General features: G+C 61.4%; 21 protein-coding genes. 7 read left to right on the top strand and 14 right to left on the bottom strand.

Features of this window, described 5'->3' with window-relative positions; all coding sequences use genetic code 11:
- Positions 1-68: 68 nt before the first annotated feature.
- Together B1781_RS20095 and B1781_RS20090 are read right to left on the bottom strand one after the other, a co-directional pair.
- Positions 69-2,465 carry a hypothetical protein gene (locus B1781_RS20095; protein ID WP_125932194.1) on the bottom strand — a complete coding sequence of 799 codons (2,397 nt, stop codon included), beginning with the start codon at positions 2,463-2,465 and terminating at the stop codon, positions 69-71.
- Between the two features lie 62 nt (positions 2,466-2,527).
- Positions 2,528-4,681, bottom strand: a complete 2,154-nt coding sequence (locus B1781_RS20090) for a transglutaminase family protein (RefSeq protein WP_078121360.1) — start codon at positions 4,679-4,681, stop codon at positions 2,528-2,530.
- A gap of 147 nt (positions 4,682-4,828) precedes the next feature.
- On the opposite strand from B1781_RS20090, the gene B1781_RS20085 reads away from it, so the two are divergent.
- A complete protein-coding gene (locus B1781_RS20085) occupies positions 4,829-5,686 on the top strand; it encodes a transglutaminase family protein (RefSeq protein WP_078121359.1) in 858 nt (285 codons plus the stop codon).
- 72 nt (positions 5,687-5,758) lie between these two features.
- Here the strand turns inward: B1781_RS20085 and B1781_RS20080 are convergent, their stop codons facing one another.
- Positions 5,759-9,214 (bottom strand): pyruvate carboxylase, encoded by a 3,456-nt coding sequence (locus B1781_RS20080; RefSeq protein WP_078121358.1) that lies wholly within the window; start codon positions 9,212-9,214, stop codon positions 5,759-5,761.
- A 257-nt stretch (positions 9,215-9,471) separates the two neighbouring features.
- Between B1781_RS20080 and B1781_RS20075 the strand changes: the two genes are divergently transcribed.
- The gene (locus B1781_RS20075; protein WP_078121357.1) at positions 9,472-9,849 is read left to right on the top strand and encodes a hypothetical protein; all 378 of its coding nucleotides are present in this window, start codon (positions 9,472-9,474) and stop codon (positions 9,847-9,849) included.
- Between the two features lie 15 nt (positions 9,850-9,864).
- On the opposite strand, the gene mgtE is transcribed toward B1781_RS20075, so the two are convergent.
- From mgtE to B1781_RS20060, 3 genes are read right to left on the bottom strand one after another with little or no spacing between them, the layout of a single operon-like run.
- Positions 9,865-11,172 (bottom strand): magnesium transporter, encoded by a 1,308-nt coding sequence (gene mgtE, locus B1781_RS20070; RefSeq protein ID WP_078121356.1) that lies wholly within the window; start codon positions 11,170-11,172, stop codon positions 9,865-9,867.
- Positions 11,173-12,006, bottom strand: coding sequence for a magnesium transporter MgtE N-terminal domain-containing protein (locus B1781_RS20065; protein ID WP_164513483.1), 834 nt, complete (start codon positions 12,004-12,006; stop codon positions 11,173-11,175).
- Position 12,007: 1 nt separating this feature from the next.
- Positions 12,008-12,916, bottom strand: coding sequence for a mechanosensitive ion channel family protein (locus B1781_RS20060; protein ID WP_078121354.1), 909 nt, complete (start codon positions 12,914-12,916; stop codon positions 12,008-12,010).
- Positions 12,917-13,120: 204 nt separating this feature from the next.
- Between B1781_RS20060 and B1781_RS20055 the strand changes: the two genes are divergently transcribed.
- Complete coding sequence (locus tag B1781_RS20055) at positions 13,121-13,936, top strand: ion transporter (RefSeq protein ID WP_078121353.1); 816 nt, start codon at positions 13,121-13,123, stop codon at positions 13,934-13,936.
- Between the two features lie 42 nt (positions 13,937-13,978).
- Here the strand turns inward: B1781_RS20055 and B1781_RS20050 are convergent, their stop codons facing one another.
- The 4 genes from B1781_RS20050 to B1781_RS20035 are packed head-to-tail and all read right to left on the bottom strand — an operon-like array spanning position 13,979 to position 19,860.
- A complete protein-coding gene (locus tag B1781_RS20050; RefSeq protein ID WP_078121352.1) occupies positions 13,979-14,305 on the bottom strand; it encodes a P-II family nitrogen regulator in 327 nt (108 codons plus the stop codon).
- Positions 14,302-17,424, bottom strand: a complete 3,123-nt coding sequence (locus tag B1781_RS20045; protein ID WP_078121351.1) for a DUF2309 domain-containing protein — start codon at positions 17,422-17,424, stop codon at positions 14,302-14,304. The genes B1781_RS20050 and B1781_RS20045 overlap by 4 nt, the downstream gene beginning before the upstream one ends.
- Complete coding sequence (locus B1781_RS20040; protein WP_078121350.1) at positions 17,421-18,179, bottom strand: hypothetical protein; 759 nt, start codon at positions 18,177-18,179, stop codon at positions 17,421-17,423. Before B1781_RS20040 ends, B1781_RS20045 begins: the two co-directional genes overlap by 4 nt.
- Before the next feature lies 1 nt (position 18,180).
- Positions 18,181-19,860 carry an NADH-quinone oxidoreductase subunit 5 family protein gene (locus tag B1781_RS20035; RefSeq protein WP_078121349.1) on the bottom strand — a complete coding sequence of 560 codons (1,680 nt, stop codon included), beginning with the start codon at positions 19,858-19,860 and terminating at the stop codon, positions 18,181-18,183.
- A gap of 785 nt (positions 19,861-20,645) precedes the next feature.
- On the opposite strand from B1781_RS20035, the gene B1781_RS20030 reads away from it, so the two are divergent.
- From B1781_RS20030 to B1781_RS20015, 4 genes are all read left to right on the top strand, one after another.
- Entirely contained in the window at positions 20,646-20,945 is a 300-nt protein-coding gene (locus B1781_RS20030; RefSeq protein ID WP_078121348.1) for a ribulose bisphosphate carboxylase small subunit, read from the top strand.
- A gap of 85 nt (positions 20,946-21,030) precedes the next feature.
- Positions 21,031-21,663 carry a BMC domain-containing protein gene (locus B1781_RS20025; RefSeq protein ID WP_078122158.1) on the top strand — a complete coding sequence of 211 codons (633 nt, stop codon included), beginning with the start codon at positions 21,031-21,033 and terminating at the stop codon, positions 21,661-21,663.
- A 2-nt stretch (positions 21,664-21,665) separates the two neighbouring features.
- Positions 21,666-22,250, top strand: a complete 585-nt coding sequence (locus B1781_RS20020; RefSeq protein ID WP_078121347.1) for an NUDIX hydrolase — start codon at positions 21,666-21,668, stop codon at positions 22,248-22,250.
- A gap of 282 nt (positions 22,251-22,532) precedes the next feature.
- Positions 22,533-23,294 (top strand): P-loop NTPase family protein, encoded by a 762-nt coding sequence (locus B1781_RS20015; protein WP_078121346.1) that lies wholly within the window; start codon positions 22,533-22,535, stop codon positions 23,292-23,294.
- Positions 23,295-23,370: 76 nt separating this feature from the next.
- On the opposite strand, the gene B1781_RS20010 is transcribed toward B1781_RS20015, so the two are convergent.
- From B1781_RS20010 to parA, 4 genes are all read right to left on the bottom strand, one after another.
- Positions 23,371-23,874 carry a DsrE family protein gene (locus B1781_RS20010; protein WP_078121345.1) on the bottom strand — a complete coding sequence of 168 codons (504 nt, stop codon included), beginning with the start codon at positions 23,872-23,874 and terminating at the stop codon, positions 23,371-23,373.
- Between the two features lie 436 nt (positions 23,875-24,310).
- Positions 24,311-25,354: a LysR family transcriptional regulator gene (locus tag B1781_RS20005; protein ID WP_078121344.1), complete on the bottom strand. Its 1,044-nt coding sequence runs from the start codon at positions 25,352-25,354 to the stop codon at positions 24,311-24,313.
- A 124-nt stretch (positions 25,355-25,478) separates the two neighbouring features.
- Positions 25,479-25,682 carry a hypothetical protein gene (locus tag B1781_RS20000; protein ID WP_078121343.1) on the bottom strand — a complete coding sequence of 68 codons (204 nt, stop codon included), beginning with the start codon at positions 25,680-25,682 and terminating at the stop codon, positions 25,479-25,481.
- Position 25,683: 1 nt separating this feature from the next.
- On the bottom strand, positions 25,684-26,307 hold the full coding sequence (gene parA / locus B1781_RS19995; RefSeq protein WP_078121342.1) for a ParA family partition ATPase: 624 nt from the start codon (positions 26,305-26,307) through the stop codon (positions 25,684-25,686).
- Positions 26,308-26,309: the final 2 nt, after the last annotated feature.

Here is a 26,309-nt window from a genome sequence, read left to right as displayed (position 1 = left end):
CGCGCCGTTGTTACCCCTGGGATCGCGGGTCGCTGACTGACCGCGCCGAGGGGTGATTCGATCGCTGTCTAGATTGGCAGTAGGAAACTCTTGGCAAAACGCAGGATGCCGGTCCCCGGGCCGTTGCCGCGGCGCGTCGAGGTATCCCAGATCACCGTATCTTTGTCGCCCGTCTTCAGGTTGTAGCCGGACAGGAAGGTGTCGGTCGTGGTCTGTGCGGCCAGGATGCCGAAACAGGTATGCGCAGCCCAGGCCACCAGCTTGGGCATCGGTGCCGGGCGGTGTGCCTCCGGGTCGGAGCTGATGCGGGCCGCCGCAGTCGTGCGCAGAATCAACACCCCAGGGCCTTCAGCAACGTAGTAGATCATGCGACCGAGGATCAGCGTGGTGATCGACAACGATGCGACGCGCCGTACCTTCACGGTCTCGCCCATGCCGACGAAGTCCTGAAAACGAAACACCACCTGCTCGCCTTCGCGCAACCGCCACGACACCAGTTCCGCCGGTTCGTCCACCTTCAGGTGGGCGTCGAATTCGTAATCGTCCGGGTTGCGTCTGCCGTCGATGCGATTCATCGACCAGTTGCGGGTCAGCATGCGGATGACGGGAAAGCGCAGGCCCATAGGGCGTCGTCTTGCCGGTGGTGGGCCTTCGAGTGTCACGCCCCAACGCGATACGAAATGTGCGTCGGGATCGTCGACCGGAATACGCAGAATCTGCGCGTGTCGGGTCAGCTGCGGCAGACCGTCCGTCGGCGTCTCCGGCAGAAAGGGCGCAGCGAGATTCGGCGCGACCTTGGGTGAGAAGATCACCCGGGAGAATACGATCAGGAGGGTCTTGAAGAGAATGATCAGGCTGTAGAGCGTCGCCAGTAGTGAGACATTGCGCCAGGTCTGAAAGCCCTGCTTGATTGCGCTGACACTGCGCGTTTCGAAGCCGTCGAACTGTGTTTGTGCCTCGGCCAACGCCTTGAGCATCGCCTCGTCCACGCTCTTGGCACCTTCTGTTGCCGGGCCTTCGATACTCTCGACAACCGCGTCGATCATGTCCTCGCGCAGCCCGGTCATGGCCGAGTTTGCACCGCGCGCCATGCGTGCCTCCACTGCGCAGACCGGGTCGAGAAACTCGATGACGAAACACTTTGGCACATTGACCAACGGCAGCGCGCTGCGCGGGAACAGTTCCTGATCGATCTCGCGGCGGGCCGTCTCGGGCAGCGCCTCGAGGCTATCCGACTTCTGGCTGGCGAGGATGATTGCGAGCTGCGTCTGCGCGCCGGTCAGCATGGTTTGCAGTTCGGTGAGCCTTCGCATCTGGCGTTCGAGCGGGTCTTCGGACGTCTCGGGCGCCGCCTTCCATGCCGCGTAAGATTCGATGCTCTGCTGCAAGAGCGCCTTGCGTGCGATCTCGGGCGCGTGCGAGGGTGGCGCTTGGAAGTCTCGCCGCAGCGCATCCAATGCGTCCTGATATTCGCGAAGTTCATTGCTGCTGAATACACCGGGTATGTGGCCGCTACGGCGTTGCTCCTTGAGTATCTGCCGGCGCAGGCGCGCAACTTCATGGGCGTAGGTTTGAAACTTTTCGAGAAATCCTTGCTGTTTGGCTGGTAGGGCGGGCTTGGCCTGTTCCGTCTCGATCCAGGCTTGCAGTGCGCTTTCGGTGGCCTGCGATTGTTGCGTGACAACCGCCAGCGTTTTCGGTTTCACCCAATATTGTGCTGCTGCCCACCAAGCGAAACCAAACAGTACGAAGACAATCGGCATCGGCCACCACAACAGCAGCGTGCGACGCAGTGCAAGCCGGAAGGTGGCGCGGTCGAGGCTCTGGATGAAGGCCCGGTTGTCGCGAACCATCAACCAGGCCATGCGGATCAACACCGTCAGGGCGAGAAAGATGGCGGTGGTAATCAGGCTGGGTACATAGCCATAGAACACCAAGCCGAGCAGCCCGCCATCCATGCCGAACCAGTGCAGCACGACGTCGATGAACAACAGCGCAATGTAGCCGCCGAAGCCCGCGCTCATCAGGTGCCCATGGCGCAGAAACAGGTAGGCCGACCAGGTGGCGAACACGGCATACATCGCGTGAACGCCGGACTCACTTGCACTGGCGGAACTGGGCGCATTGAACACATAGATGAAACAAGACAGGCCCAGGAAAACAGGTATCGGCCAAAGTGTGCGCCAGCGAAGACGCCTGATAGCCAGCGCCTGCAAAAGGGTCGCCAGCGTCAGGATGCCCAGCGCCGGATGGCCGAATCCGCGCTGTTGATACAGCGTGACCTCGTTGGTGAAGGTCGCGATCGCGCCGGTCTCCAAGGTGGCGATCGGGTCGAGCACATAACCGTAAGACGCGAGTATGGGAGTCCAGCCCAGAAACATCAGCCACCAGACCAACTGGCCTAGCGGACGTTCATCGCGCGAAATAGTCAGTGTCGACAAAGAATTGGCCCAAGGATCTGGCATGTCTGACGGCAGCGACACTATGCGTCAGATTCGTGCTCCGGCACAACCGAGCAGCCGTATCTTCAGTGGCCGCCGTCGGACGGGGTCTGCACGCAGCGCCGGTAGTCAAAAGTGTAGCCGCTTGCCGCGTGCGCGGGGGCTTGCTTGGCGGGCGGCAGTTCGGCGCGGGAAACCGGCCGCACAACAAGCCGTTCTGCGAGTCTCGCACCGGCGTCTTCGATCGACGTCGGCAGCCCGGCATAGGCCTTACCCTGGGGTTGCCAGTTGTGCAGCGTGATTTCGACGGCATCGGGCGACACCGGGTGTGACAGGGTGAAAACCAGCGGAGGTTGCGCCGGGATGTTCGGATGCAGGCCACGCCAGGGAACGAAGTCGCGGTAACGCAAACCGATCAGGCGCAATGCACCTGATGCGTCCTGCACGTCGCGCAACGGGATCTCGATATCGCCGATACGCAATTGCCATTGCTGCAGGTCCGGCGCATCGGCATCGGCCGCGTGCAGGCTGATCTGCAGGCGCAGCGTGCTGGAGTCGACCAGGCGCGACCCACCGCTCTCCTGCGAGGCCACGTCGCCGACCAGTGGCCAGAACTCCAGCGCCTGCTCAAGGCACAGCTGACAGCCGCCGAAGGTTGTCGTCCAACGTGAGCCGAGCGGGTCGTCGGTCAATGTCTGCTGCAAGACCGGATCGAGGCCGAGCCCGTAGGTCTGCAGATCGGTGAACACCTTCTTGAGATCGCGCACCAGGAAATGCGGTAGCGCGAACCGGTCATGCAGTTCGTTGCCCCAGTCCTGCAGGCCGCTAACCGGGTCTGCAATAGCCAGCATCGCGGCGATCGCCCGCAACAAGGCTGCGACCGCCGCCGCACGCTGCGGCGAGTGCGGCATGCGAAAGGCACGAAACTCGACGAGCCCCAGATAGCCGCGCTTCGCCAAGTACGGATTCCACAGCTTCTCGATGTTCAACTCACTGCGATGCGAGTTGCCGGAGGGATCGGCGAGAAAGGGGGCAAGACTTGCCCACAGCGATGCCGGTGATGTGTCGTGTGGTGCGTCCTCGAGTTGTTCGAGGGCAAACGCCAGCTCGTGAAATGCGTCGCGCGTGCCTTCATCGACCCGCGGCGATTGGCTGGCTGCGCCGATGTAGGCGGTTGCAAACCAATAGGACAATGCCGGGTGCTGGTTGACGTAACGCACCAGGCGAGGCAGCAGCACCGGATCGACCAGGAACGGACTCTCGATGGCAGAGGGCCCGCCCAGGGTGAACTGACCTCCGCCGCCTGAATCGGAGATGCCGCCGTTATAGTGCATGCGATAGGGAGCGAGGCGCAGACTGCTCGCGACTTCGTAGAGCTCTTGCGAGGCGCGCAGGAACGGCCGGATCTCACTTTGTGGCGCCTGGTTCACCTCGATCACCGCCGGGTCGGGGGTGAAGGTGGTCCAGGCGATATCCTGGTCGACCGGCGGCGGATAACCGCGGAACACCAAGTGGGAGAGAGCCGAGGCCTGCGCAGATTTCTCGACCGCAGACAGCACCGCGAGGAACTGTGCCACGTCGCTGAATTCAGGCAGCTCGATACAGGCAACGGGTTTGCCGGTTGCCGAAGCGATCTCACCGATCGCCAGCAACAGCAGACCCTCTGCCGCAAGCTCGTCGCTCAGCCCATGGTCGGGGGTAGGGTGTTCGTGCACCGAAGGGCGCCCAAGGCGTTCATCGTGCAGATCCACCGTCGCGCTGTCGCCGTGCCACAACAGCAGGCGCCGCTCAAAATCTTCGGGGGCGCGAAACGGCTTGCAGTTCCATCCCGCGGCGATCAAGGCGCGTTGCAGCTCGCCGGTGAATGCATCCAGGTCGACCGCTTTGGCGGTGTCCGAAGTATCCATCAAAGGATCGGGTGGGCCTGCCCAGACCGGGCTGTCGTCGCGTCGCTGATAGATGCCGAATGACCAGCGCGGGTAGTCTTCGTCGGCATACTGGCGACCGACGGTGCGCATCACCAGACACCCGGGGTGGCGGCGCCGGATCTCGCCGACCATGCGCAAGGCAAGCGACTGCTTGTTGCCGCCGAGCGCCTCGTTCAACCATTCCGGTGACTCCGATTCGAACAGGGTGAAGGTCGGTTCCGCGCCTACCCAGATCGACTTTCCGACATTGGCGACTGCGGCATCGTGCGCCTGGATGGCCGATTCGAATCGCGCTGCCTCCTTCTCCTGCATGTCGGATCAGGCGAACGGCTTGCGCCGGCGTGTTGGCCAAGTGCCTGGTCTGGCTGAAGAAACCAAGGTGTCGTCCTACAGCAATCGGATGGGGTTACCATAACTCGGGTAACCCCTGAGTGCCAGAGAGTTTGTGTGGAGGCAAGCATGCAGCGCATAGAGATAACCCACACGACAACCTACACCTATCCCAAGCCGGTTAGCTTTCTCGAACACAAGCTGCATGTGCGTCCGCGCGAAGGTCACGATATCCGTATCGAGAGTTCGGCGCTGCGTATTACCCCGAACTATTCCATCGACTGGCAGCGCGATGTGTATGGCAATTCGGTTGCGATCGTCAGTTTCGATGCCGCGGCCGATGTGCTGGAGATCGTCAGCACCGTCGTCGTCGAGCAATACGAAGGCCCGGTTGCGACGCTGAACCTGACCGCGGCTGCGCAAAGCCTGCCGTTCGACTATGACGCGATGGAGCAGATCGATGTCATTCCGTATCAGACGCCGGTGTTTGTCGACGACCAGGCAGTGCTCGATGCCTGGCTCACCGATAGTTGGCAAGCCGGTGCGACGTTCGACACGATGGACTTCCTCAATGCACTCAATGCGCGCATCGCCGACGAGATCAAATACATCGTGCGTGACGAACCCGGGGTACAGTCGCCGGCGACCACCCTCGGGCGCGGCAAGGGTTCATGTCGCGATGTGGCGACCTTGTTCATCGAGGCATGCCGACGGCGTGGCTTGGCCAGCCGATTCGCCAGCGGTTACCTGGTATCCAGTGCCGCCGTCGAGGATACGGCGACCACGCATGCCTGGGCGGAGATCTACCTGCCGGGCGCCGGTTGGCGCGGCTTTGATTCGACCAGCGGGCAGTTGGTGGGAGGCGATCATATCGTTGCTGCCGTGCACCGCCACCCGGAGGCGGTGCCTCCGGTATCCGGTTCCTTTATCGGGCCGCTCGAACCCAAGCCCAAGTTGACGGTGCACGTCGCGGTGAAGCGGTTGTAGCGTTCTGCCGGCGTCGCGCCGGTAGCCTCATCGCGTCAACCGTTGCGCTCAACGCTGCAGCAATCTCTACGACTACGAGAGGCGCAGCAACAGATCCTTCGCCTCGACCGTGGCGCCATCCTCGACCTCGATGCTTTTGACGACGCCGGCCATCGGTGCGTTGACCGTGGTGTACATCTTCATCGCCTCGAGCGTGAACAGCGGATCACCCTTGGCAACCTTGTGGCCGACGCTAACCGCGATCTCGGAGACCTTACCCGGTATCGGCGCGCCGACCTCGCGCGGGTCGTCCGGATCGGCCTTCGGTCGCGTTACGACGTCGACCACCATGTTGCGGTCCTGGATCTGGATGTGGCGCGCATCGCCGTTGAGTTCGAAGATCACCGATCGCTTGCCGTGCTTGTCGGGTTCGCCGACATGCAGCAGCTTGATGAACAGCGTCTTGCCCGGTTCGATCTCGACCGCGATCTCCTCTTCACAGCACAGGCCGTAGAAGAATGCCGGCGTCGGCAGTACCGACAGGTCGCCGTACTGCTGATGGATCTTGTCGAAATCACGAAACACCTGCGGATACATCAGGTAGCTCAGCAGTTCTTCGTCGCTCGGTTCACGCCCCAGTTTCTCGACCAAGTCGAACTTCAATACCTGGAAGTCGACCGCTTCGGCATGCAGGCCGGGGCGATCTTCGATCGGTTTGCGATCGCCGAGCACGACTTGTTGCAGGTCTTTCGGCCAGCCGCCTTTGGGTTGGCCGAGGCCGCCGGCCAGCATATCGATGACCGATTCCGGGAAAGGCACCGAACCGGGTGCCAGGTTCAATACATCCTGCGCCTTGATGCCGCGCGTAACCAGGAAGATCGCCATGTCACCGACCACTTTGGAACTCGGGGTGACCTTGACGATGTCGCCGAACAGTTCATTGACCTCGGCATAGGTGCGCGCGACCTCGGGCCAACGGGCGCCGAGCCCCATCGCGCTCGCCTGTTCCTTGAGATTGGTGAACTGCCCGCCGGGCAATTCATGCAGGTAGACCTCGGCAGTGCCGTGCGGTGCGCTGGTGTCGAATGGTTTGTAGTAAGAACGCACGTGTTCCCAGTAGTGCGACATCTCGTCGAGGGCGGCCCGGTTGATGCCCGGGTCGCGCGCGGTATGTTCGAGGGCCGCGATCATCGAGTTGAGGTTGGGTTGCGAGGTGCAGCCCGATAGGCCGGCGATCGCGCCGTCGACCACGTCCACCCCGGCGTCCACCGCACGCAGCACCGATGCCGCATTGATACCCGAGGTGTCGTGGGTATGGAAATGGATCGGGATGCTGATCTCGTCCTTCAACGCGCGAAACAGTTGGTCGGCTGCGTAAGGGCGCAGTATTCCCGCCATGTCCTTGATCGCGAGGAAGTGCGCGCCGCGCTGCTCGAGCGTCTTGGCCATGTCGACGTAGTACTTGAGGTCGTACTTGTTGCGCTTGGGATCGAGGATGTTGCCGGTGTAGCAGATGGCGGCCTCACAGACCGCGCGGCCATCCTGCAGCACGGCCTCCATGGCCGGGAACAGGTTTTCGATGTAGTTCAGGCTGTCGAAGATACGGAAGATATCCATGCCGTTCTCGACCGCGCGGCGTACAAAACTGTCGACCACGTTGTCCGGGTAGTTCGAATAGCCGACCGCGTTCGCCCCGCGCAACAGCATCTGGAAACAGATGTTCGGAATGAGCTCGCGCAGCTTGGCCAGACGCTCCCACGGATCTTCGTTGAGGAAACGCATCGCCGTGTCGAACGTGGCGCCGCCCCACATCTCGAGCGAGAACAGGTTCGGCGTCTTGTGCGCGATGACCTCGGCGACCCGCAGCATATCGTCGGTACGCATGCGCGTTGCCAGCAGCGATTGGTGGGCATCGCGCAGCGTCGTGTCGGTGAACAGCGCCTTTTGCTGCGCCAGCGCCCAATCGGCAAAACCCTTCGGGCCGAGCTGTTGCAGCAGCGCGCGGGTGCCGTCTTCGAGTGGCGCCATGTGATCGTAATGCGGTACCGGTGCCGCTTCGAACGCCTTCTCCGGCTTCCAGCCCTTGGCGTGCGGGTTGCCGTTGACGATCACGTCGCCGAGATAGCTCAGCAGTTTGCTGGCGCGATCGCGGCGCGGTTTGAACTCGAACAGCGACGGCGTGGTGTCGATCAGACGTGTGGTGGCCTGGCCGGCGCGGAACGTTTCGTTCTGCACCATGTTTTCCAGAAACGGGATGTTGGTTTTGACGCCGCGGATACGGAACTCGCGCAGCGCCCGGTGGGTGCGTTCGAGCGCGTTCTCCCAGTTCAGTGAGCGCACGGTCAGTTTGACCAGCAGCGAGTCGTAATACGGCGATACGACCGCGCCGTTGGTCGCCATCGCGGCGTCAAGGCGCACGCCGAAACCGGCCGGTGAGCGGTAGGTCAGCAACCGACCGACATCTGGCGCAAAACCGTTCTCGGGATCTTCGGTAGTGATCCGGCATTGGATCGCGTAGCCGCTGCGCGGTATCTCTTCCTGGACCGGGATACGCAGGTCGGGGCCGTGCAGTTCTCGCCCGGAGGCGACCAGTATCTGCGAGCGCACCAGGTCGATGTTGGTGATCTCTTCGGTCACGGTGTGCTCGACCTGGATGCGTGGGTTCATCTCGATGAAGAACCAGTCGCCGCTGTCCACATCGACCAGGAATTCGGCCGTGCCGGCATTGTCGTAACCGATCTCGCGCGCCAGGCGAACCGCCGCGTCGCACAGTGCGGCACGTGTCTCTTCGGCCAAGTCGACCGACGGAGCGACCTCGATCACCTTCTGGTGACGCCGCTGCACCGAGCAGTCACGTTCGTGCAGGTGCACCACGTTACCGTGGCGGTCACCGAGGATCTGTATCTCGATGTGTTTGGCGCGCTGGATGAACCGTTCGAGGAACACGGCGCCGTTGCCGAAGGCATTGTGTGCCTCGGTACGTGCCTCATCGAGCAGGCTGCCCAGGTCCTTGGATTCGCGTACGACGCGCATGCCGCGGCCGCCACCGCCGTGCGCCGCCTTGATGATCAAGGGGAAGCCGATCTGGTCGGCGATCGCCAGCGCGGTCTCGCGGTCTTCGACCGGCTCTTCGGTGCCCGGCAGGGTCGGCACCTCTGCGCGTTGTGCGAGTTCACGCGCCGCCGTCTTGTCGCCCATCTGCGCCAGCAGATCCGCGCGCGGTCCGATAAAGGTGATGCCGTTGTCGGCGCAGGCCTGCGCGAACCGCGGGTTTTCAGACAGGAAACCGTAACCGGGGTGGATCGCGTCGACTCCCTTGGCCACGGCGATCTCGAGGATGCCGGCGATATCCAGGTAGGCACCGACCGGTCCTTTCTCGGCGTCGAGCTGATAGGCCTCGTCGGCCTTGAAACGATGCATCGACAACCGGTCTTCTTGGGCGAACACGGCCACTGTCTTGATGCCCAGCTCATTCGCGGCTCGGAAGATGCGGATCGCGATCTCGCTGCGGTTTGCGACCAGGAGTTTTTTGAACGGTTTGATGGGCATGGGCCCTTACCTTTTAGAAAGCCAACCCGACGCGGGATTGGCGAAATATAGCAAGCCTGCGGGCGAAAGCAGTATTGAATGGTTTGATCCTCTGCCGTTGCCGGATGGTGCAAGCAATGCTCGCGCAGTCCCGGTTGCTACGGAGGGCATTGCGGACGAGTAGGTGTGCCCGACCGCGGGGAGCTGCGGTTGCCGCCCTACGGCCGAGCACGTATGGTTTCATTCCATCAGCACCTGCTTCATCGAGGCCGGAGACTATGACGCACGCGCTTCAGCCACGCCGCATCAATGTCGCGGCGAACTGTCATCTGATGTTGGAGGCGGATGCCGAAAAGCCGCAGCGTTACCTGGTGCGGTTCTGCGGGCTGCATCGCGACCGAGAGGCGCAGGCGGTCACCGAGCATGCCCGGGTGCGCCTGATGATGGCCAACATGCGAGGCAGCGCTGTTTATCCCTACCCGTTACCGCCGCGCGTGACCATCGGCAGCCTGGATAGCGATGGCTGGCATTGCGGCAAATCCGACTATGCGCTTGCCCTTGCCGCGATGCCGAAGGTGCACGAGGTACTCGACCAGCTGTGCAATGACCTGCTGTTGCGTGTTGCGCTTGTTGCCGCTGCGCACCCGTCCAACTGAGACGGCCGCGCGCAACTAGATAAACTCGGCGAACAAGGTTGCGATACCGAGGAAGCTGAAGAAACCGGCCACGTCGGTGACCGTAGTCAGCACGATAGAAGACGACTGGGCGGGGTCCTGGCGTGCCGCGGTCAGCAGCAGCGGTATCGCCGCACCCGAGACACCGGCGATCACCATCGACAGGATCATCGATGTACCGATGACGCCGGCCAGTCCGAGCGATGTGCTCCATATCCACACGCCGAGCGACGTGGTCAGTGCCACGGCCAAGCCGTTCCAGAATGCCGTGGATGCCTCCTTGAATACGACGCGTGGCCACTGCCGGATGCGTATCTCGCGCAGTGCCAGGCCGCGCATGGTGACCGCCAACGCCTGGGCGCCGGTGTTGCCGGACTGGCCGGCGACTACCGGCAGCAGCACGGCCAGCGCCGTGTACTTGGCAATCGTGCTTTCAAACAGGCCGACCACGGCAGCGGCGAGGAACGCGGTCACCAGGTTGATCTGCAACCACGGCAGACGTTTGCGAACGGCAAACGATACCTTCGACAACGCGCGCTCATCCTTGCTCACACCGACCATGGTCTGCATCGCCAGGGTGGCTTCGTTTTCTGCCGCCGCCATCAGGTTGCGATAGCGCACGACCCCGATCAATCGATTTTCGGCGTCGACCACCGGCAGGTCGGTAAGCTTGTATTGTTCGATGATGTCGACGACCTCTTCGCGCGGCGCGACGGCATTGACCACGGCCCGTACGGGACGCTGAATCTCTTCCAAGTGGGTGGCCGCACTGGCGGTCGCGAGGTCCTGGATATCGACCTGGCCTTCGAGATGATTGTCCTTGTCGACGATGAACAGCCTGCGCATTGCACGCCGGCGCAGTGCGCGGATGCGCGTCAAGGCCTCGCGCACCGTGGTTTCACCGCGCAACAGCATCACCCGCGGATCCATCAGGGCGCCCGCACTGTCGGGTGGGTAGGACAGAATCGTGCGTAGTTCCTGGGTCTCAGTATCGGGCAACAGGGCGAGGAACTTGTCGCGGGTGGCTTCATCGCGCATCACGAGCATAGCCGCGGAACGCGTCGGGTCGATGCTGCGCAGTACCTGCCCGACCTCGACCTTGTTCATGGCCTCCAGCGCGCGGATCCCGACGTCGGGCGACAGCCGCTCCCATACCAGTGCCGTATCGGCGATCGGCAGCCGCCCCAGTACCTCTGCCACGTCGGCGGCTGCCTGGCGTTCCAGCAGACGCACCGCATCGTCTGGATGACTCTCGATCAGATCGCGTTGCAGCGCATGGATCGCATTGTTCAGCCGCTGTTTCATCTAGCTGTCCTGCGCGTTGCGTTCTTCGGAACGTCCGGGCCCGATGAACAGGGCACCGACCGCCAGCCAGAAGATATCGGCGAGCGCGGAGCGCGTGGTCATCAACTCGTTGCGTTCGACGATCTCGTTCAGCAACTGGGTTTCTTCCTGCCTGACGCGTGAGCGGCGCAGCACACCCTGGAATATGCCATTGCGATTGACGACCGGCAGGCTGTCGTTCTCCATCCATGCCGGATGGTTGGCGACCGTCTGCAGTGCGGCACGTGCGTTGAGTACATGCGCGACCGGCTGCATCACATGCCGAACGATGCGGCGATCGGACTGGTGGAGCAACTCGCACAGGTCGACGATGCCAATCAGCCGACGGTGGGAGTCGACCACGACGATCGTCTGGCCGGCGGGGTGTCCGCTGCTGCGCAGCAGACGCAGTGCATCGCCAACCCGCTGTTGTGGCGACAGGGTCAGTACGTCGTCGTCGACGAAGGCGCCTATCACCCATTCGGAAAAACGCAGGCGCAGCCGGATCCTCGCCGCCTTCGGCCTGGGCAGGTGTTTGAGGACCGTGTGTGTCTGTTTCTCGTCGCACATACGCAACGCGGAGACCGCTGCCGGAAGCGGTGTGCGTGCCAGGATCTCGCCGGCCACCGGTGGTGGCATCAACGTCAGGCAGCGTGCTGCCGAGGTCGGCGCCATGGCGGCGAGCACGGTCGCTGCCAATTGTCGCGGCATTGCACCGAAGGCCTCCGCGGCGTCGCGCTTGTCGATGCGCGCCAATGTCCGTGCCGCCGATTCGGGATGCAGTGTCAGGTAACCTTTGGTGACGACGTCAAGCACGCTAAACCTCCTCGTCCTCAAGGATCAGAGTGACCTTGTCCAGAAACTGGCGTGCCGGTACCCAGGCTTCGCCTTCTTCTGTCCCGACCAGCACCGCGATCTGGGTGAGTTCAAGGATCTCGCCCTGCAGACTCTCGATGCGCACGTGCTGGCCCGGTTGGAATGCCTTGCGCACATAGTGTGACGCCAGCACATTGCGCACCGCATCGGCGGCGCCGATACCAAAGGCCAGCGCGACGCTGATAAACAATGCAGCGGCGGCGAGCGTAATGATGTTGGCGAACAGCGTGACATCGAGGCCGAGTTGAGACAGGCCGAGCAACAGCGTGAACGCCATGATCAACCCCGCCGAAAGGTGACCCAGGGTGAGGCCGTGCTGGAAGCCGTTCGATTCGGCGACCGCCAGGATCAGGTTGCGCACGCCGCCGGCGACGAGATAGCCGATGAAGAGAATGAACAGGCTGATCAACAAGCTGGGCAGATAACCCAGCAGGCTGAGGACCCAGGTGGCGAAGGTGTCCAGCCCGATCTGTTCGGCAGCGGCACTTACCGCATAGACGAAGATCATCCAGAACGTGATGGTGGCGACGAAGGTGGAAACCGACCAGCGCGGCTGGCTTACCTCTTGTCCGGTCCAGCGGTGCACGACTGCGAGTATCGCGTCGAGCCCCTTGCCGAAACGCATGATCAGCCAGCGCGCGAGAAACGCAACAAGCCACCCCAGTAACAATAAGGCAATGCCACCCAACAGGTTGGGCAGGAAGATCTTGAGCGCGGTGGTGAGCCCATTGATCGCCTGGTCGAGCCACAGTGCGGGTTGGTCGATCAGGTTTACGCCGACCTCCTGCAGTGCCGAGGGTGGTGGTTCGGGTGGCGGCGTGGGGGGGGTAGGGGCGGCAGACGGATTCATTGCGATGTCTCAAGGGGGCCCAATCCGATTGAATATACCCCATTCCGTCGAACACGGTTCGCAAACAGTGGTTCCACGCCGGCGGGGGCGCGACGCGCATGGGAGGGAGGCCGCTCGAAGGTTCGTGCCGTTGAGCTGCTGCCGCCAGCAACTCTGATCGGGTACCATCCGTTTTGCCAACCTGAAGCTGGAGTCTGTAGCGGTATGAGTCAGACCATTTCTTTGCGGTCGCGCGCCGGAGCCTGGGTCGAATCCGCCTCGGTACAGCGCGTGATCATTGCGCTGATCCTGTTGAACGCAGTCACGTTAGGGCTCGAGACCTCCGAGCAAGTAATGGCCGCTGTCGGCGGCCTGCTGAAGATCATCGACCGCGCGCTGCTTGCCGTCTTTGTCGCCGAAATCGTCATCAAGCTTTACGCCAACGGGCTGCGGTTCTTTCGCAATCCATGGAACGTGTTCGATTTCGCCGTCGTGGGCATCGCCCTGGTGCCTTCGAGCGGACCACTGACGGTACTGCGGGTGTTGCGAGTGCTGCGCCTGATCTCGATGGTGCCGCGTTTCCGCTTCGTGGTGGAATCTTTGTTGCGGGCGATCCCTGGCATCATGTCGATCGCCGGACTGCTGACGATCCTGTTCTATGTCGCCGGGGTGATGGCGACCGGCCTGTTCGGCGAACGTTTCCCGGAATGGTTCGGTACGTTAGGTGAATCGATGTACACCCTGTTCCAGGTCATGACGCTGGAGAGTTGGTCGATGGGTATTGCTCGGCCAGTGATGGAGGCCTACCCCTGGGCCTGGGTGTACTTCGTGCCGTTCATATTGATTGCGACATTCACGATGCTGAACCTGTTCATCGCGATCATCGTCAGCACGATGCAATCGATGGTCGAAGAGACCAAGCGACAGGAGACGGCCGAAATCGGCGAGATCGTGCACGGCGAGAATGCCGAACTGCACAATGACCTGCTCGCCTTGCGCAACGAGATAAAAGCACTACGCGCAGCGCTGGCGGACCGATGATGGCCTGGCACGGCAATCTGGCGGTATGACCGCACTAGTGGATCAACCGCTGAACTTCACCAATCGCGTGACCTGGATGTCCGAGATGAAGACCACCCCGGAGTGTTCGTTATAGAACGGGGCAAATCCCTGCAGGATCGGATTGACCAGCTCTTCGGGCACGGCGGCGATGATCATGATCAACACGTCGTCTTCATTGAACATCAGGTGGCCTTCATGAAAGCCGTGGCTGCCTTTGCCCGAGAGGTTGTTGACGATGGTGTAGCCTTTCACGCCGGCACGGTCCAATAAATCGGTGGCGAAACTGCGGTGCTCGCCGCCGAGAATGATCTCGAGTTTCTTCAATGGGCTGAAATTCAGGTTCTTCATGCGCTGCGGGCCTCGTGAAGGATGGGGGCGTCGGCCGTGTCGGCCTCGACGAATTCGCGCGTGGTCCATTCACCGTCGTCGTAGTGGCAGACCAAGGACTTTTCGGGATCGACGATCAGCAGGCGGATCCAGCCGTTGCGCACCAGTCGCTTGACCGCGACCACGCTCTCAATGGCCTTGCGCGCGTGTTCCTGTGGCGCCTCGATCACGGTGATCAAACGCATCGGCTGATGATAGGGATGGCCATTGTCGAGCACCGTCTGCGCCGGCAGCCCGGTACGCAGGTCGCTGAGGTTGCCGCTGAGCACGCCGAAGCGGCCGGCGACGTTGTGATAGACCTTGCTGCCGCTGCCGAACTTCTCGTTGTCGACGGTCGAGAAATAGTGCTCCATGTTGATCCACTGGCCGACGACCAACGGACCGGTCAGGATGTTCTCCAACAAGCGGCCCTTGCGGTCGACGCGGTAGTCGTAGGAGTGCAGAAAGGCGCGCCCGTCGAGCATCTTCGACTGGGTGAGCGAGCGCCGTCCGATCACGAAGTAGGCGTTGCGCGACAGGCCCCATTCCGGCCGCACCTGCGACCAGTCCATGGCGTTGCGTTGCGCGTCGCGGAAGGCAACTGCCGGCTTCAATGTCTTGTCTTCGCCGAGCAGGCTCGGCAGGCGCTCCTGTGCACACAGGCGGGATGCGGAGAGCAGGCCGTCGCGCAGCCGGTCGAGGTAGACCAGGTGCGATGCCGGCAACAGCTCGAGATCGTGTAGGGTGATCTCATCGGTCGTGGTGTTGTGCAGCGCCGGGATGAACCAGGCATCGTCGGGAATCTCGATGCCGGTCTTGCGCAGGCGGCGGCGGATCTCTGCCTTGTTGGCCATCTGTGCCAACACGCGCGCGCTGACGATGCCGTGTGCGCCACCGCAGGCACCGCAGTCAAGCGCCGACTCGTACGGGTTGTTCTCGGACGTGCTGCCGTGGCCGACCAGCAGGATGAAGCGCGAGAAGTCCTTGGTCAGGCCGATCGATTGCAATGCCTGGGCGACGAAGCGCGTCTGTTCGTCGAGCGAAAAGCCGATACGTCCAAGACGCTCCATCTGCAGCCGGGCGAACGCTGAATTGATACGGTAGGCGGTGCGCAGGCGGGCGACAAATGTCTCGAGACGTTCTTCGCCGACACCTGCCAATGCGGCAAAGGTCGGGCAGCCGGTTTGATGGCGCAATGCCGCCTCGCGCAGCTCTTTGACCATCGCATCGGTCACCAACTCGGGCTCGACCTCCAGTTCCTGTTCGACCGCTTTGACGATCACCGCGCGTTGCACTGCACGCACGATGGAGTCCGCCTGTTCGCGGTCGAGCTTGTCGAGTACCAAGTGGGTCGACGGTTTGTGTTCGTGCAGGTGGGCGCGCCATCGATTGTAAGTCGTCGGCAACAATGTCTTGCCCACCATGTCGAAGCCGAACAACAAGCCGATTGCCTCAACGGTAACAAAGGGTGTCAGCACCGATTCCTTCAGTTCGTGCATCGCTTTTTCGAGTGCGGTGACTGCCGCGGTATCCTGCACGCCGATCGAGCTCATCTCGATGACCAGGTTCTTCGGTGTCAGCAATACCGGGCACAGGTGGCTTTCGCTGCCTTTACCCAGTTCCATGAAGCTCACCGGCACGCCGAAAAAGCCGGCGATGCCATAGGTGTTGTAATCGCCGGCCGATTCGAGGTGACGGCGGATGCGCTCGGAGCGCGTGTCGATGCAGAACAGCGCCTCGGCGAACGGGCGTTTTTCGCGCGGTGCCGGCGGTTGCAGGCTCAGGCCGTCAAACAGTTGGTCGGTGGCCTTGGCTTCCATGGCCTTGAGCCATAGCAGGCCTTCTTCACGGTTGAACGCATGCAGCAGTTGTAACAGCCGCGCGAGTTCGTCACGTGAAAGGCTCGATAGACCGTCGCGGTCGTTTGTCCGCTCGGCCAACGCCACAAGCTTGTGCGCTTGTTGCCGGGCCTCGCATTGCGCCTTCCCGGCGCGATACTCGGCAAACAGTTTTTCGATCTTGTTCGGCTTGCCGTGCTGCAGCGTCTGCTCGATGTCGCGGGCCATTGCGACCAAGGCGCCGCGGCTGTTGAGTTCCAAGCGCAGATACAGTTCGAAGGGGTTCGAACCGATGGCCTCGCGCAATGCCTCCAAGGTGTAGGGTCGGTGTCCACCGGCCTGCTGCTGCAATAGCGTCAGTGCCGACAGCAGGCGTACCGCCAGATAGTCGACCAGATCGCCGGGGTAGCGTCGTTGCCAGTGATAGTTCGGTGTGTTGGCGCGCCAACGGATGAATCCGGACCAGCCGTGCAGTCGCGTCAGTTCACGCGTGAAGTAGGCTACCCATTCGTCTTCCGGCACCTGCAGTTGGCGCAGGATCAGGGTGATCACCTGTTCGGGTTCGATTGTCGCTGAGTTGCCGTCTCGGTTGGCCAACCCGCTCAGCGTGCGTTGTACCGCGCCGCCGGCGACGCCCAGCCAGGCCCTGAAAAACCCTTGATCGCGGTGCGGCATGTCCCACACCGATTGTCCTTCGTCGAAGAAATCCAGGCAGGCGCGGATTACCTGTTCGTCGAGATCGCCGGCGATCGTTGTCCCGAACAGAGCGTCGAACGCTTCATAGATCGGTCGGTGGTGCAGCACGCGCTGCTCCAACTCCGCGGCGACTTGTGTCTTATCGGTGCTGGGAGGGTCACACGCTTCACCATGCAACTGCGCGTAGACCATGTCGTGGTCGGCGATCGTCAGTTCATCGGCGACCTGCTCGGTAGACTCGGTTAGTTCCGACATCAACCAAGCAGTCGTATCGATCGGCAGCGAAACATTCTGTGAGTCGATGAAGCGCTGTACCTGCAGCCGAAGTGACTCGGTGTCTACTTTGCCTTCGGCGAGATATCGTTGGTACGCAGAACGGGAAAGGTAGCCGCGCGCACCGAACAGCCGGGTGCCTTTGTCGACCGCTTGTTCGAACGGCAGGTGCTCGAAGCCGTGCAGTGGGTTGTGGTGAATGAAGCTGCGCATCGGCCAGAAATACGGCACCGGCTCTGCGGCGACGTACACCATGGAGCGAATGCGCAGGTTTTCTCCCATCGGAATGCTCATACCAGACTCCCCGAAAGCCAGATTCCACCCATCGCGAATATCACTAGCGTTGCGCTGAGTGCCCCGGCATGCAGCCAACCGATGTCGGACCGCGTACGGGTATCGCTCGCCCCAACGACCAACCCTTGCAGGATGCGCATGCCGGCCCATGCCCACAACATCCACACCAGCAGCACGCCGATGGCGGTCACCGGTTGTGCAGGCAATAGATCGTTGACCATGCCGAGCAGGGCAAAGAAGCCGGGAAACAGCGGTGTGCCGATTGCTGCGAGCACGACGACCACCAGTAAACCGGCAAGACGCGGCACATCGATCGCGAGGCCGCCCAAAGCCCCGGCATATGCTGCGCCGAAGATTTTTTCCAGGTGCCCGGTCAACCAGGCCAGCAGGACGAGCGGCACGCTGAACGCCGTGAGTTGCGGCGCAAGCGAGGTATCCGCGTCGCCGAACACAATCGGCAACCACAACAGCGCCCAGGCCGATGTGGCTATATGGCCAAGCCAGAGCGGCAGATCACGCAACGTCAACGCGCGAAACGCATACAGCAAGGCGGTCGCCACGCTCCAATGGGCGACCCATGCAGGCGGCGTCGCTTCGGTCGCGAGAAGGATCGATAGGCCCGCGGCCGGCCATCCGATCAACAGTGCGATGCGCAACCAGGTGTTCTCGATGCGGGCGAGCAGCCGGTTGAACACCATGCTGAACGGAAACAGCGGCAGAAACAGTGCGGCAAGCAGCCAGCCGATCGACGACATATCAAGACCACCTCAACATGGCATTAAGACGGGTCGCAGCACCCAGCAGTGCATCCGATAGGCGGCGGTAAATCGCGGCGACGAAGAACTCGCAGGCCACCAGGGTGTAGAAGCGACGCCATACGGCACTCGCCTGCAGGCCGCGGCGTCCGCCATTGTTCTGTGCGTAATACGTGATCAGCCAGCCGAACACGACCACCAGGGTCACCAGAATCACCAATACATCGAACCAGAAGATGTCGATGCCGGCGGATGCGTAGATCTGCGCGCGGAATACTTCGTCCGGGTACAGGAATACATCGAAGGCATGCGCGATAAGGGTGTAGCCGACCACCACGATGGTGAACGAAAACAGGATCAGTCCCAGCAGGCGTCGGGTGTTCTCGGTACGCATGCGATAGGCGGCAAATATCAACTGTGCGCCAGTCACCCAGCCGAAGAACAGCAATACGATGGCGCCCTGTTTCTGGAAGAAATCATTGGCCACCAGCCAGTGCGCAACGATCAGGATAACGACCGGTACGATCAACGTGACGGCGGCCATCAGCAGCCAGGGTCGACGCTGTTTTGCGGGGCGTCGCTCGACGACGAAGGTATACAGATCGTCTTTCGGTACGCCGTCATTTTTGCGTGCCTGATGGATCACGCCGCCGGCGCCGAGAAACAGCGTGCCCTTGAACAGGCCGTGTGCGATCAGGTGATATACCGCCAGCGAAAAGGCGCCGACACCACACTCCATCACCATGAATCCCATCTGGCCCATGGTCGAGTAGCCGAGCGCCTTCTTGATATCGTTTTGCGCCAGCATCAATACCGAACCGACGATGGCCGTCACCAGGCCGACGATGAATATCCAATGCAATACACCATCGGTATGTACAAACAAGGGCGCGAAGCGGTTGATCAAAAAGCCACCGGCGTTGACGATGCCGGCGTGCATCAGTGCGGATACGGGGGTCGGCCCGCTCATGGTGTAGGGCAGCCAGGTGTGCAACAGGAATTGTGCCGAGCGGGCAAATGCCGATAACGCGATCAGCGCACCAACGGTCTCGGCCAACGGCAGATCGAAGACGGTACGCGCATCGGGTGCTTCGCCGAGTGCGGCGAAGATAGCCGGCAACGACCAAGTGTCGAAAGCCTGGTAGAGCAACACTGCCGCCAACACCAACGGTAGGTCGCCGAAGCGGTAGGTTAGAAAGGTCCACCCGGCGTAGCGGTGCGACGTGTGATTGCTCATTTCCTGGCCAAGCAGGAAGTACAGCAGCACACCGATCAGGTGCCACGCCACCAGCAGCGTGATCAGGTCGCCGGCGCTGACCATCAACAGTAGCGCAGCCGTCATCAAGTCGAGCAGCACGAAGAAGCGGGTGTAGCCCCGCTCGCCCGCCATGTAGCGCCGTGAATAGACGTGCACGATCAGGCTGATGCCGGATATGACAACCGCCATGAGCGAACTCAGCGGGTCGAATGTCAAAGTTCCCCAGGCTGATCCGATGGCGACCGTGGTGGGCGGTGCGCCGCTCAGTGCCATCCAGAGCGCCCATAGCGCAACAAAAAAAGTAGCGATGGTGCCGGCAATGCTTATGCGTACACCGGCCTGACGCGAGACCGAGGAGAACAGCCATCCGCCGGCGGCGGCCAGTAGCGGCAGAAGAATCAGGTAGAGCATCGGCTGGTTCATCGCGCACACCTCAATGGCCGTGCCCAATGGGTGATTGCAGCGCAACGCGCAGTGACTTGTGTCGCCATCGCGGTGGCGCTCGTCAGTCTTTTCCGCGCTCGTATTGTGTGTTGCCCGTGCATTGAACTCACCGCCAAACCGTCACGTGGCAGAGTCTTGCGAGCGTGCTTTGACAAAACAATTCGATAATTCGAATTCTTTCGATAGGCTTTCGTCGATACGTGATTGCCAATGACTACAGTCAACGCGTAGTCCGGGTGCATCTCGTGCACAGGTGCCGACAGTTGCAATCTCGCCGCGCCTTGAGCCCACGGCCCTTGAGGCAAATGCCACTGATCGGTGGGGTTATAAGGCGCTCATCGACGGCTCGCGCCAGGCGGGCAAACCAATGATTGATAATCGTCGATGGGTTAGATCGAAAGTATCTGTTTTTAACAAAGAGGCGACGCGCTTATAACTGTCCGCAAGCCAAAAGCGGAGAATTTCCATGCACCACCCCGAACCGACCACCTGCAACGTACGGTGGGACACCATGCCTGCCGGCATTGTCGTGTGACACGGTTTGGCTGTCGTCGTGCGATTCTCGCGAGTTCATGCACGCTTGCCATTGGCCCGGTCGATGGGTCGTCTGGCATCTATCGAGCATAGACAAGGGCGCCCGGCCGCGGGTGCCGATATCGATTATTCCTGCTTCGTCGGGGTGGCTAACCTGCCACACCTAATGCAGTGTCTGCCTGTAAAAGACGCTGTGCTTGTGCAACCGACAACAAGCAGGAGCTTCACACATGACATCGTCAGCGAGTGCCGCCGAACACGATGTAAGCAATCGCGATCGCGTGCTGTCGCAGATCGGCCATTGCCTGCGCAAGGGCTGTGTGATCTGTATCGAGCACACCGAACAGCTTGCACCACGCTATACCAAGTGGGAAGTCTGGGGAACGCCACGCTGTTACGGCGGAGACCCGCACCGCCTGTTCAGCGATCTCAACCGTTGCTGCGAGGAACACGCGGACCATCACGTGCGGCTGCAGATCGAAGATTATTCGTTCCACAGTCGTTTCTCGTTCGTGGTGCATCAACCCTAGCCGATGCGCGCGGCGAGCGATGCATCGCCGCCTTTGCTGAACGATGCAGGTCGTGCCGCGGCCGGTTGCGGGGTCGGTAAGCGGTATGCAGGCAAACATCGGCAATATCTCGCTGCGCACCTATGTGTACATCGACTCGCTGCAGCCACAGCTCGCCGAGTACATGGCGACCGTATCGCAGGGCTTTCTGCCTGTGCCCGGGGATGCGTGCCTCTGGGTTGAGGTGTCGCCCGGTATGGCGGTACACCGCCTGACCGACATTGCATTGAAGTCGACCCGCGTGCACCTGGCGCAGCAGGTCGTGGAACGTGCCTACGGTTCAATGGTTATCCACCAGCGCGACCAAAGCGATGTTGTCGAAGCAGGGCGCATCCTGCTTAACCGCATGGGTGCGCGCCAGGAACACAGGGAGCCGTGTCGCATCGCCTGGCAGGAAATCATTCGCGGCATGACGCCGGATCATACGGTGCTGATCAACCGCCAGGATCGACGAGGCTCAATGATTCTGCCGGGGCAGAGTATGTTTATCCTCGAAACCGAACCGGCCGGCTATATCGTGTATGCCGCCAACCAGGCTGAAAAGGCCGCCAATATCACGTTGATCGATGTACGCGCCGTCGGGGCCTATGGTCGATTGACGCTGGCCGGCAGCGAGGGCGATGTCGACGAAGCGGCAGCAGCGGCCATCGCTGCGATACAGAACCCGGCGGGGACCTGAGCATGCATCGGTCCACCTTGATCGGCTTGCTTCTGCACTACCGCACACCGTTCAATACGGAGGCCGGCTATGTTGCCCGCGCGCTACGCTTCATCGAGCAACATCCCGATTGCTTCGATCGCGAGTTGGTGGCGGGGCACATCACGGGTTCTGTGTGGGTTGTCAACCCGGCGCGCGACCGGGTGCTGTTGCTGCATCACGGCAAACACTTTCAGTGGTTTCAACCGGGCGGGCATGCCGACAACGACCATGACATTCTGCGCGTCGCACTGCGTGAGACCCAGGAAGAGACGGGCCTGCCGGCGGAACATATCCATCTGGTAAGCAGCGCGTTGTTCGATGTTGACGTGCACACCATTCCACATAGCGAACGTGGGCCACAACACAGACACTACGATATGCGGTTTCTGGTGGAGATCGACGATCGCCTCGATATCCCCGGCAGCCACGAATCGAACGCCGTCGCCTGGGTCGATCTGCCCGACGTGCCGCGCTACAACAACAACCTCTCCACGTTGCGCATGTTGGAGAAGACACGGCGTTTGCCGAAGCCGCAAACGCTGATGCCTCAGCGCAGGGTCGGTTAGCCGCACGCTGCGGCTCGGTGCGCCCCGCAACCCGGATAAACCCAACTGCATTCGCGCCTGCAAGCCGCATTCGGCGCATGGCTGAAAGCTGTTCCGGCGGCGAGCGGATTGACCGATGTTTGATCTCGCTCACCGTTCGGATTTACCAAAGCCGTGTTTTGCTTCTAGCCTTGTTATAAACGATCGGTATAATCCGCCCGCCTTCGGTCCGGCCGGATGCAGAAAACCTCGTTAAATCAATGAACTATATTGGTGCAAGGCACCATCAAGGAGCATAGGGTCATGAGCCATATTCATCTCGTCGGCGGTGAGAAGGGCGGTGTCGGCAAGTCCACCGTGGCGCGTCTGCTTGCGCAGGTATTCATCGATCGCAACCAGCCATTCGTGGCATTGGATGGTGATCAATCGCATGGCGACCTGTTGCGTTTCTATACCGACTACACCAAGCCGCTGAACCTGCGCGACAACGCCAGTGCTGATGGCATTCTGCTGTCCGCGATGGACGCCGATCAGGTGGTACTGGTCGATCTGCCGGCTCAGAGCGCCAGCGCGCTGCAGAGCTGGGTACAGGATAGCGGTGTACTCGAACTGGCCGATGAACTGGATATCCCGGTTACCATCTGGCACGTGACCGACGGCAGCCGCAATTCCGTCGATCTGCTGCAGCGCGTGATCGACGATTTCGCCGATCATCGTGGCGTATCGTTTGTCGTTGTTCGCAACCACGGTCGCGGCAGCAACTTCGACGCCTTCTTCGATCGTTCGCAAGCCAAGACCCAGGCCGAGGCACGCGGCGCGCGCGTCATCGATCTGGCGAAGCTCGATGACAACGTCATGACCAATATCGACTGGAAGAATCTGAGCTTCTGGGCGGCGGCGAATCGCGTCGAAGGCGATTGCCTGTCGGTGTTGGATCGTCAACGCGCCAAAGCCTGGTATGGTCGCTGGCAGCAACAGCTGAATCAGGTTGCCGATCTGATCCCCCAGGCTGTGCCGGGTAACGAAGCTTCAGCCGACGTTATCCAGTTGCACGCGGCAACCTGAGGCGCGTCAATGCATTCGGGCCGGCCGATGACGGAGCATCGCCCGGCCCGCGTCTTCTCAGTTGCTCAAGAAGTCATCAAGGTTTGAGCAGGCGATAGCCCATCGCCTGTAGTCGTCCCACCTCGGCGACGCCGGACGGGATGATGTCTCCCTCATGCGCGTCGTAGAGATCCTCGAAAGCGATCTTGCGGCCGACCAGCGTGTTGTAGCAGACCAGAAACTTGACCCCGCTTTCTTTCATCGCGGTGATGCGTCCGGGCAGTTTCGCCTCTGCCTCGAGCTCGATCTCTTTTGCCATTTGCAACATGCCGAGACCATCGCCATTCATCACGATGACCGCGTCTGTCTTCTTGCCGGTGGCCTGCAAGGCCTTCACGTAATTGTTGACGTTGCCGAGAATGCCCAAGTAGCCTTTCTCGTCGCGGGTTTCGCTGACGTGGAACACCGTTTTCTCGGCGCCATCGTAGTAGTCACCGGCAACCTTCGGCGCCGGGACGCCCGGGTCGAAAGCCTCTTGTGCCTGCACAGAACCGATCATGGTCAACATAAGTCCGGCCGCCATTAGTGTTATTTTCAGCATTCTTACTCTCCTCCAAGCATGCTTTTGATCAAACCATGCCCCGCAATTGCGGCAGCGAGGCAAGCTAGCACGCCGGAATCAACGGCATAACATGAATTTGCGCAGGGAAAATGGGTTGCCGGCAAGGCGCTGGGCAAGGGTATTGCTATCATCTTGCTTGACCCACCGTTGAGTACGGGTGCGGTCGGGATTCCAAGCTTCGGGTCGATACATCGCTGCAAGGGTCCGGCGTGCGTCGGATGGTCCGATCAAGCGCGATTTATATGTCGATCGCTTGGCTGAGTTCGAGCAATCAATGCAACCATCGGCACAGCCGCGGCGCGCCGCAAGACGCTCGCGAGTTCATCGTGCGCGCGTACGCGGCATGCGCTCGCACCGCGCAAAAAAAGTGGCCGATAAACGGCCACAAATTGGATGCCCTGGTAAGGGTTCGAATTCAGGTTTCGGCTTTCTCCGGGCCCGGCCCGGATGGCTTCATCGCCTTCAGCACCTCGGTCATGCTTGGCCAGGCCTTTTGCATCTGCTCACGCATCTGCGGCTCTATATCCAGGGCGAACTCGAGGAAAGCCTTGGCGACCAGTGACAGTTCCTTGCCCTTGGGGTGCACCAGATACCACTGGCGCATGATCGGGAAGCCTTCGACGTCAAGCAGTGCCACGGGGCCGTCCGGGCCTTCCAGTGCGAGCGTGTGCAACGACAGCACAGAGAGGCCGAGGCCACCGACGATGCCGTGCTTGATCGCCTCGTTACTGCCGAGTTCCATACGCACCTTGGGGCGCAGGCCGTGTTGATCGAACAGGCGTAGGGTGGCGTCGCGGATACCCGATCCCGGCTCACGCAGGATCAGCGGCTCTTCGGCGATACGCGCGAGTGGAATGCTCTTTTGTCCAACCAAGGGATGATCGCGCGGCGCCATCACCACCAGCGGGTTGGGCGAGAACGGATAGGCCTGGATGTCGGTCTGGTCGTGCGGTGCCTGACCCATGATGTAGAGGTCATCCTCGTTGGCGCTGAGCCGCTCGAGGATACGGTCGCGGTTGGACACCTTCAGTGCGACCTCGATGCCGGGGTAGGCCTTGCAGAACTCACCGAGGATCTCGGGGGCAAAGTACTTGGCCGTGGTGATAACGCCGAGGCGCAGTCGACCGCGTCGGATGCCTTTGAGATCGGACATCTTCATCTCGAGGTTGGCCAGGTTCTCGAAGATCTTGCGGCAGGATTCGTACAGTTCCATGCCGGCCTCGGTAGGCCGAACATTGCGCCCGATCTGCTCGAACAGCGGGAGTCCCATGGCGTCGGACAGCTTCTTGGTCTGCATCGATACCGTGGGTTGGGTCAGAAACAGTTCCTCAGCGGCGCGCGTGAAGCTGCCTAGCCGCACGATCGCCTCGAATATCTGCAACTGGCGCAGCGTGGTGTGGCGTATCAGAAATTCCGGTATTGCCGCGGGTGGCGTGTAACCGGGCTCGCTGTAGGGCATGCTCCTAACTCCCGAGGGGCTTTGCTTCGTCCCCACTGAATTACGTGTTCTCGTCGTGCCTCACATCTTCCTATCTGAAAGACGGCGGGCAAACCTGTGATCTTCAGGGATTCGCAATCGGCCCTCAGTCGGGCCAGACGCGCCGCCCGGATTGGTAATTGCCGCCGCTCGCGGCTTGCGCGCTCGGCTTGGGCTTGGCGCGCGACACGGTCTTCTTGCGCGGCGTTACTTTTTTCGTGGTTTTTTGTGCTGTCGGCTCGGTCGCGCTGGGCTTGTTCTTGCGAATGCTCGAAAGCAGCTGGTCCTCGGTCTTGTCTTTGCCGGTCATGTCATCTCACCAGTTCTTCGGTCAGTTGTTCGATCTCGCTGGCCGCTTCAGCGCCGCGTGAGCCTATGTCCAATACGCTTCGCCCCTCCAGCATCGCCCGTCGATAGGCAACGCGTCGCCGCAGCGCGGTCGTGGCGGTCGGCAGCCCCAGCTCATTCAGGGCCTGGCGCGCCAGCTTCGACAGCTTGGTGCGTGGTTCCAACTGGTTGATGACCAGCAGCGCCTCGAGGGCGGGGTTGTTCTCTCTTGCCTGGTGCAATACCGGCTCGACATGCAGGCCCGCCCAGATATCCAGGGGTGAGGGCATCACCGGTATCAACACCTGGTCGGCCACCGAGAGAGCGGTCAGGGTCTGCGGTGAGTTCACTGCCGGTGGGCAGTCGATCAGCAGGAAGTCATTGCCGTTTCTATTGGCATCGAGCATTGCATCGAGGTCGTCAGCCGCTGCAAACACTGCAAACGGGCCATTGCCGTCGCAAGCGGTATACCAGTGAACGCACGAACCCTGGGGATCTGCATCCAGCAACACCACGCTGCCACGCCGCGCCAGCGCGCTGGCCAGGTTGATAGCCAGGGTGGTCTTGCCCGATCCACCCTTGTTGCCTGCCAGCGCGATGATGGTCATGA

Origin of the sequence: Thiosocius teredinicola, assembly GCF_002009425.1 — a bacterium.
GTDB lineage: Bacteria > Pseudomonadota > Gammaproteobacteria > Chromatiales > Chromatiaceae > Thiosocius > Thiosocius teredinicola.
Note: the sequence above shows the minus strand (reverse complement) of the source record. Positions and strands in the feature narration are given on the sequence as shown.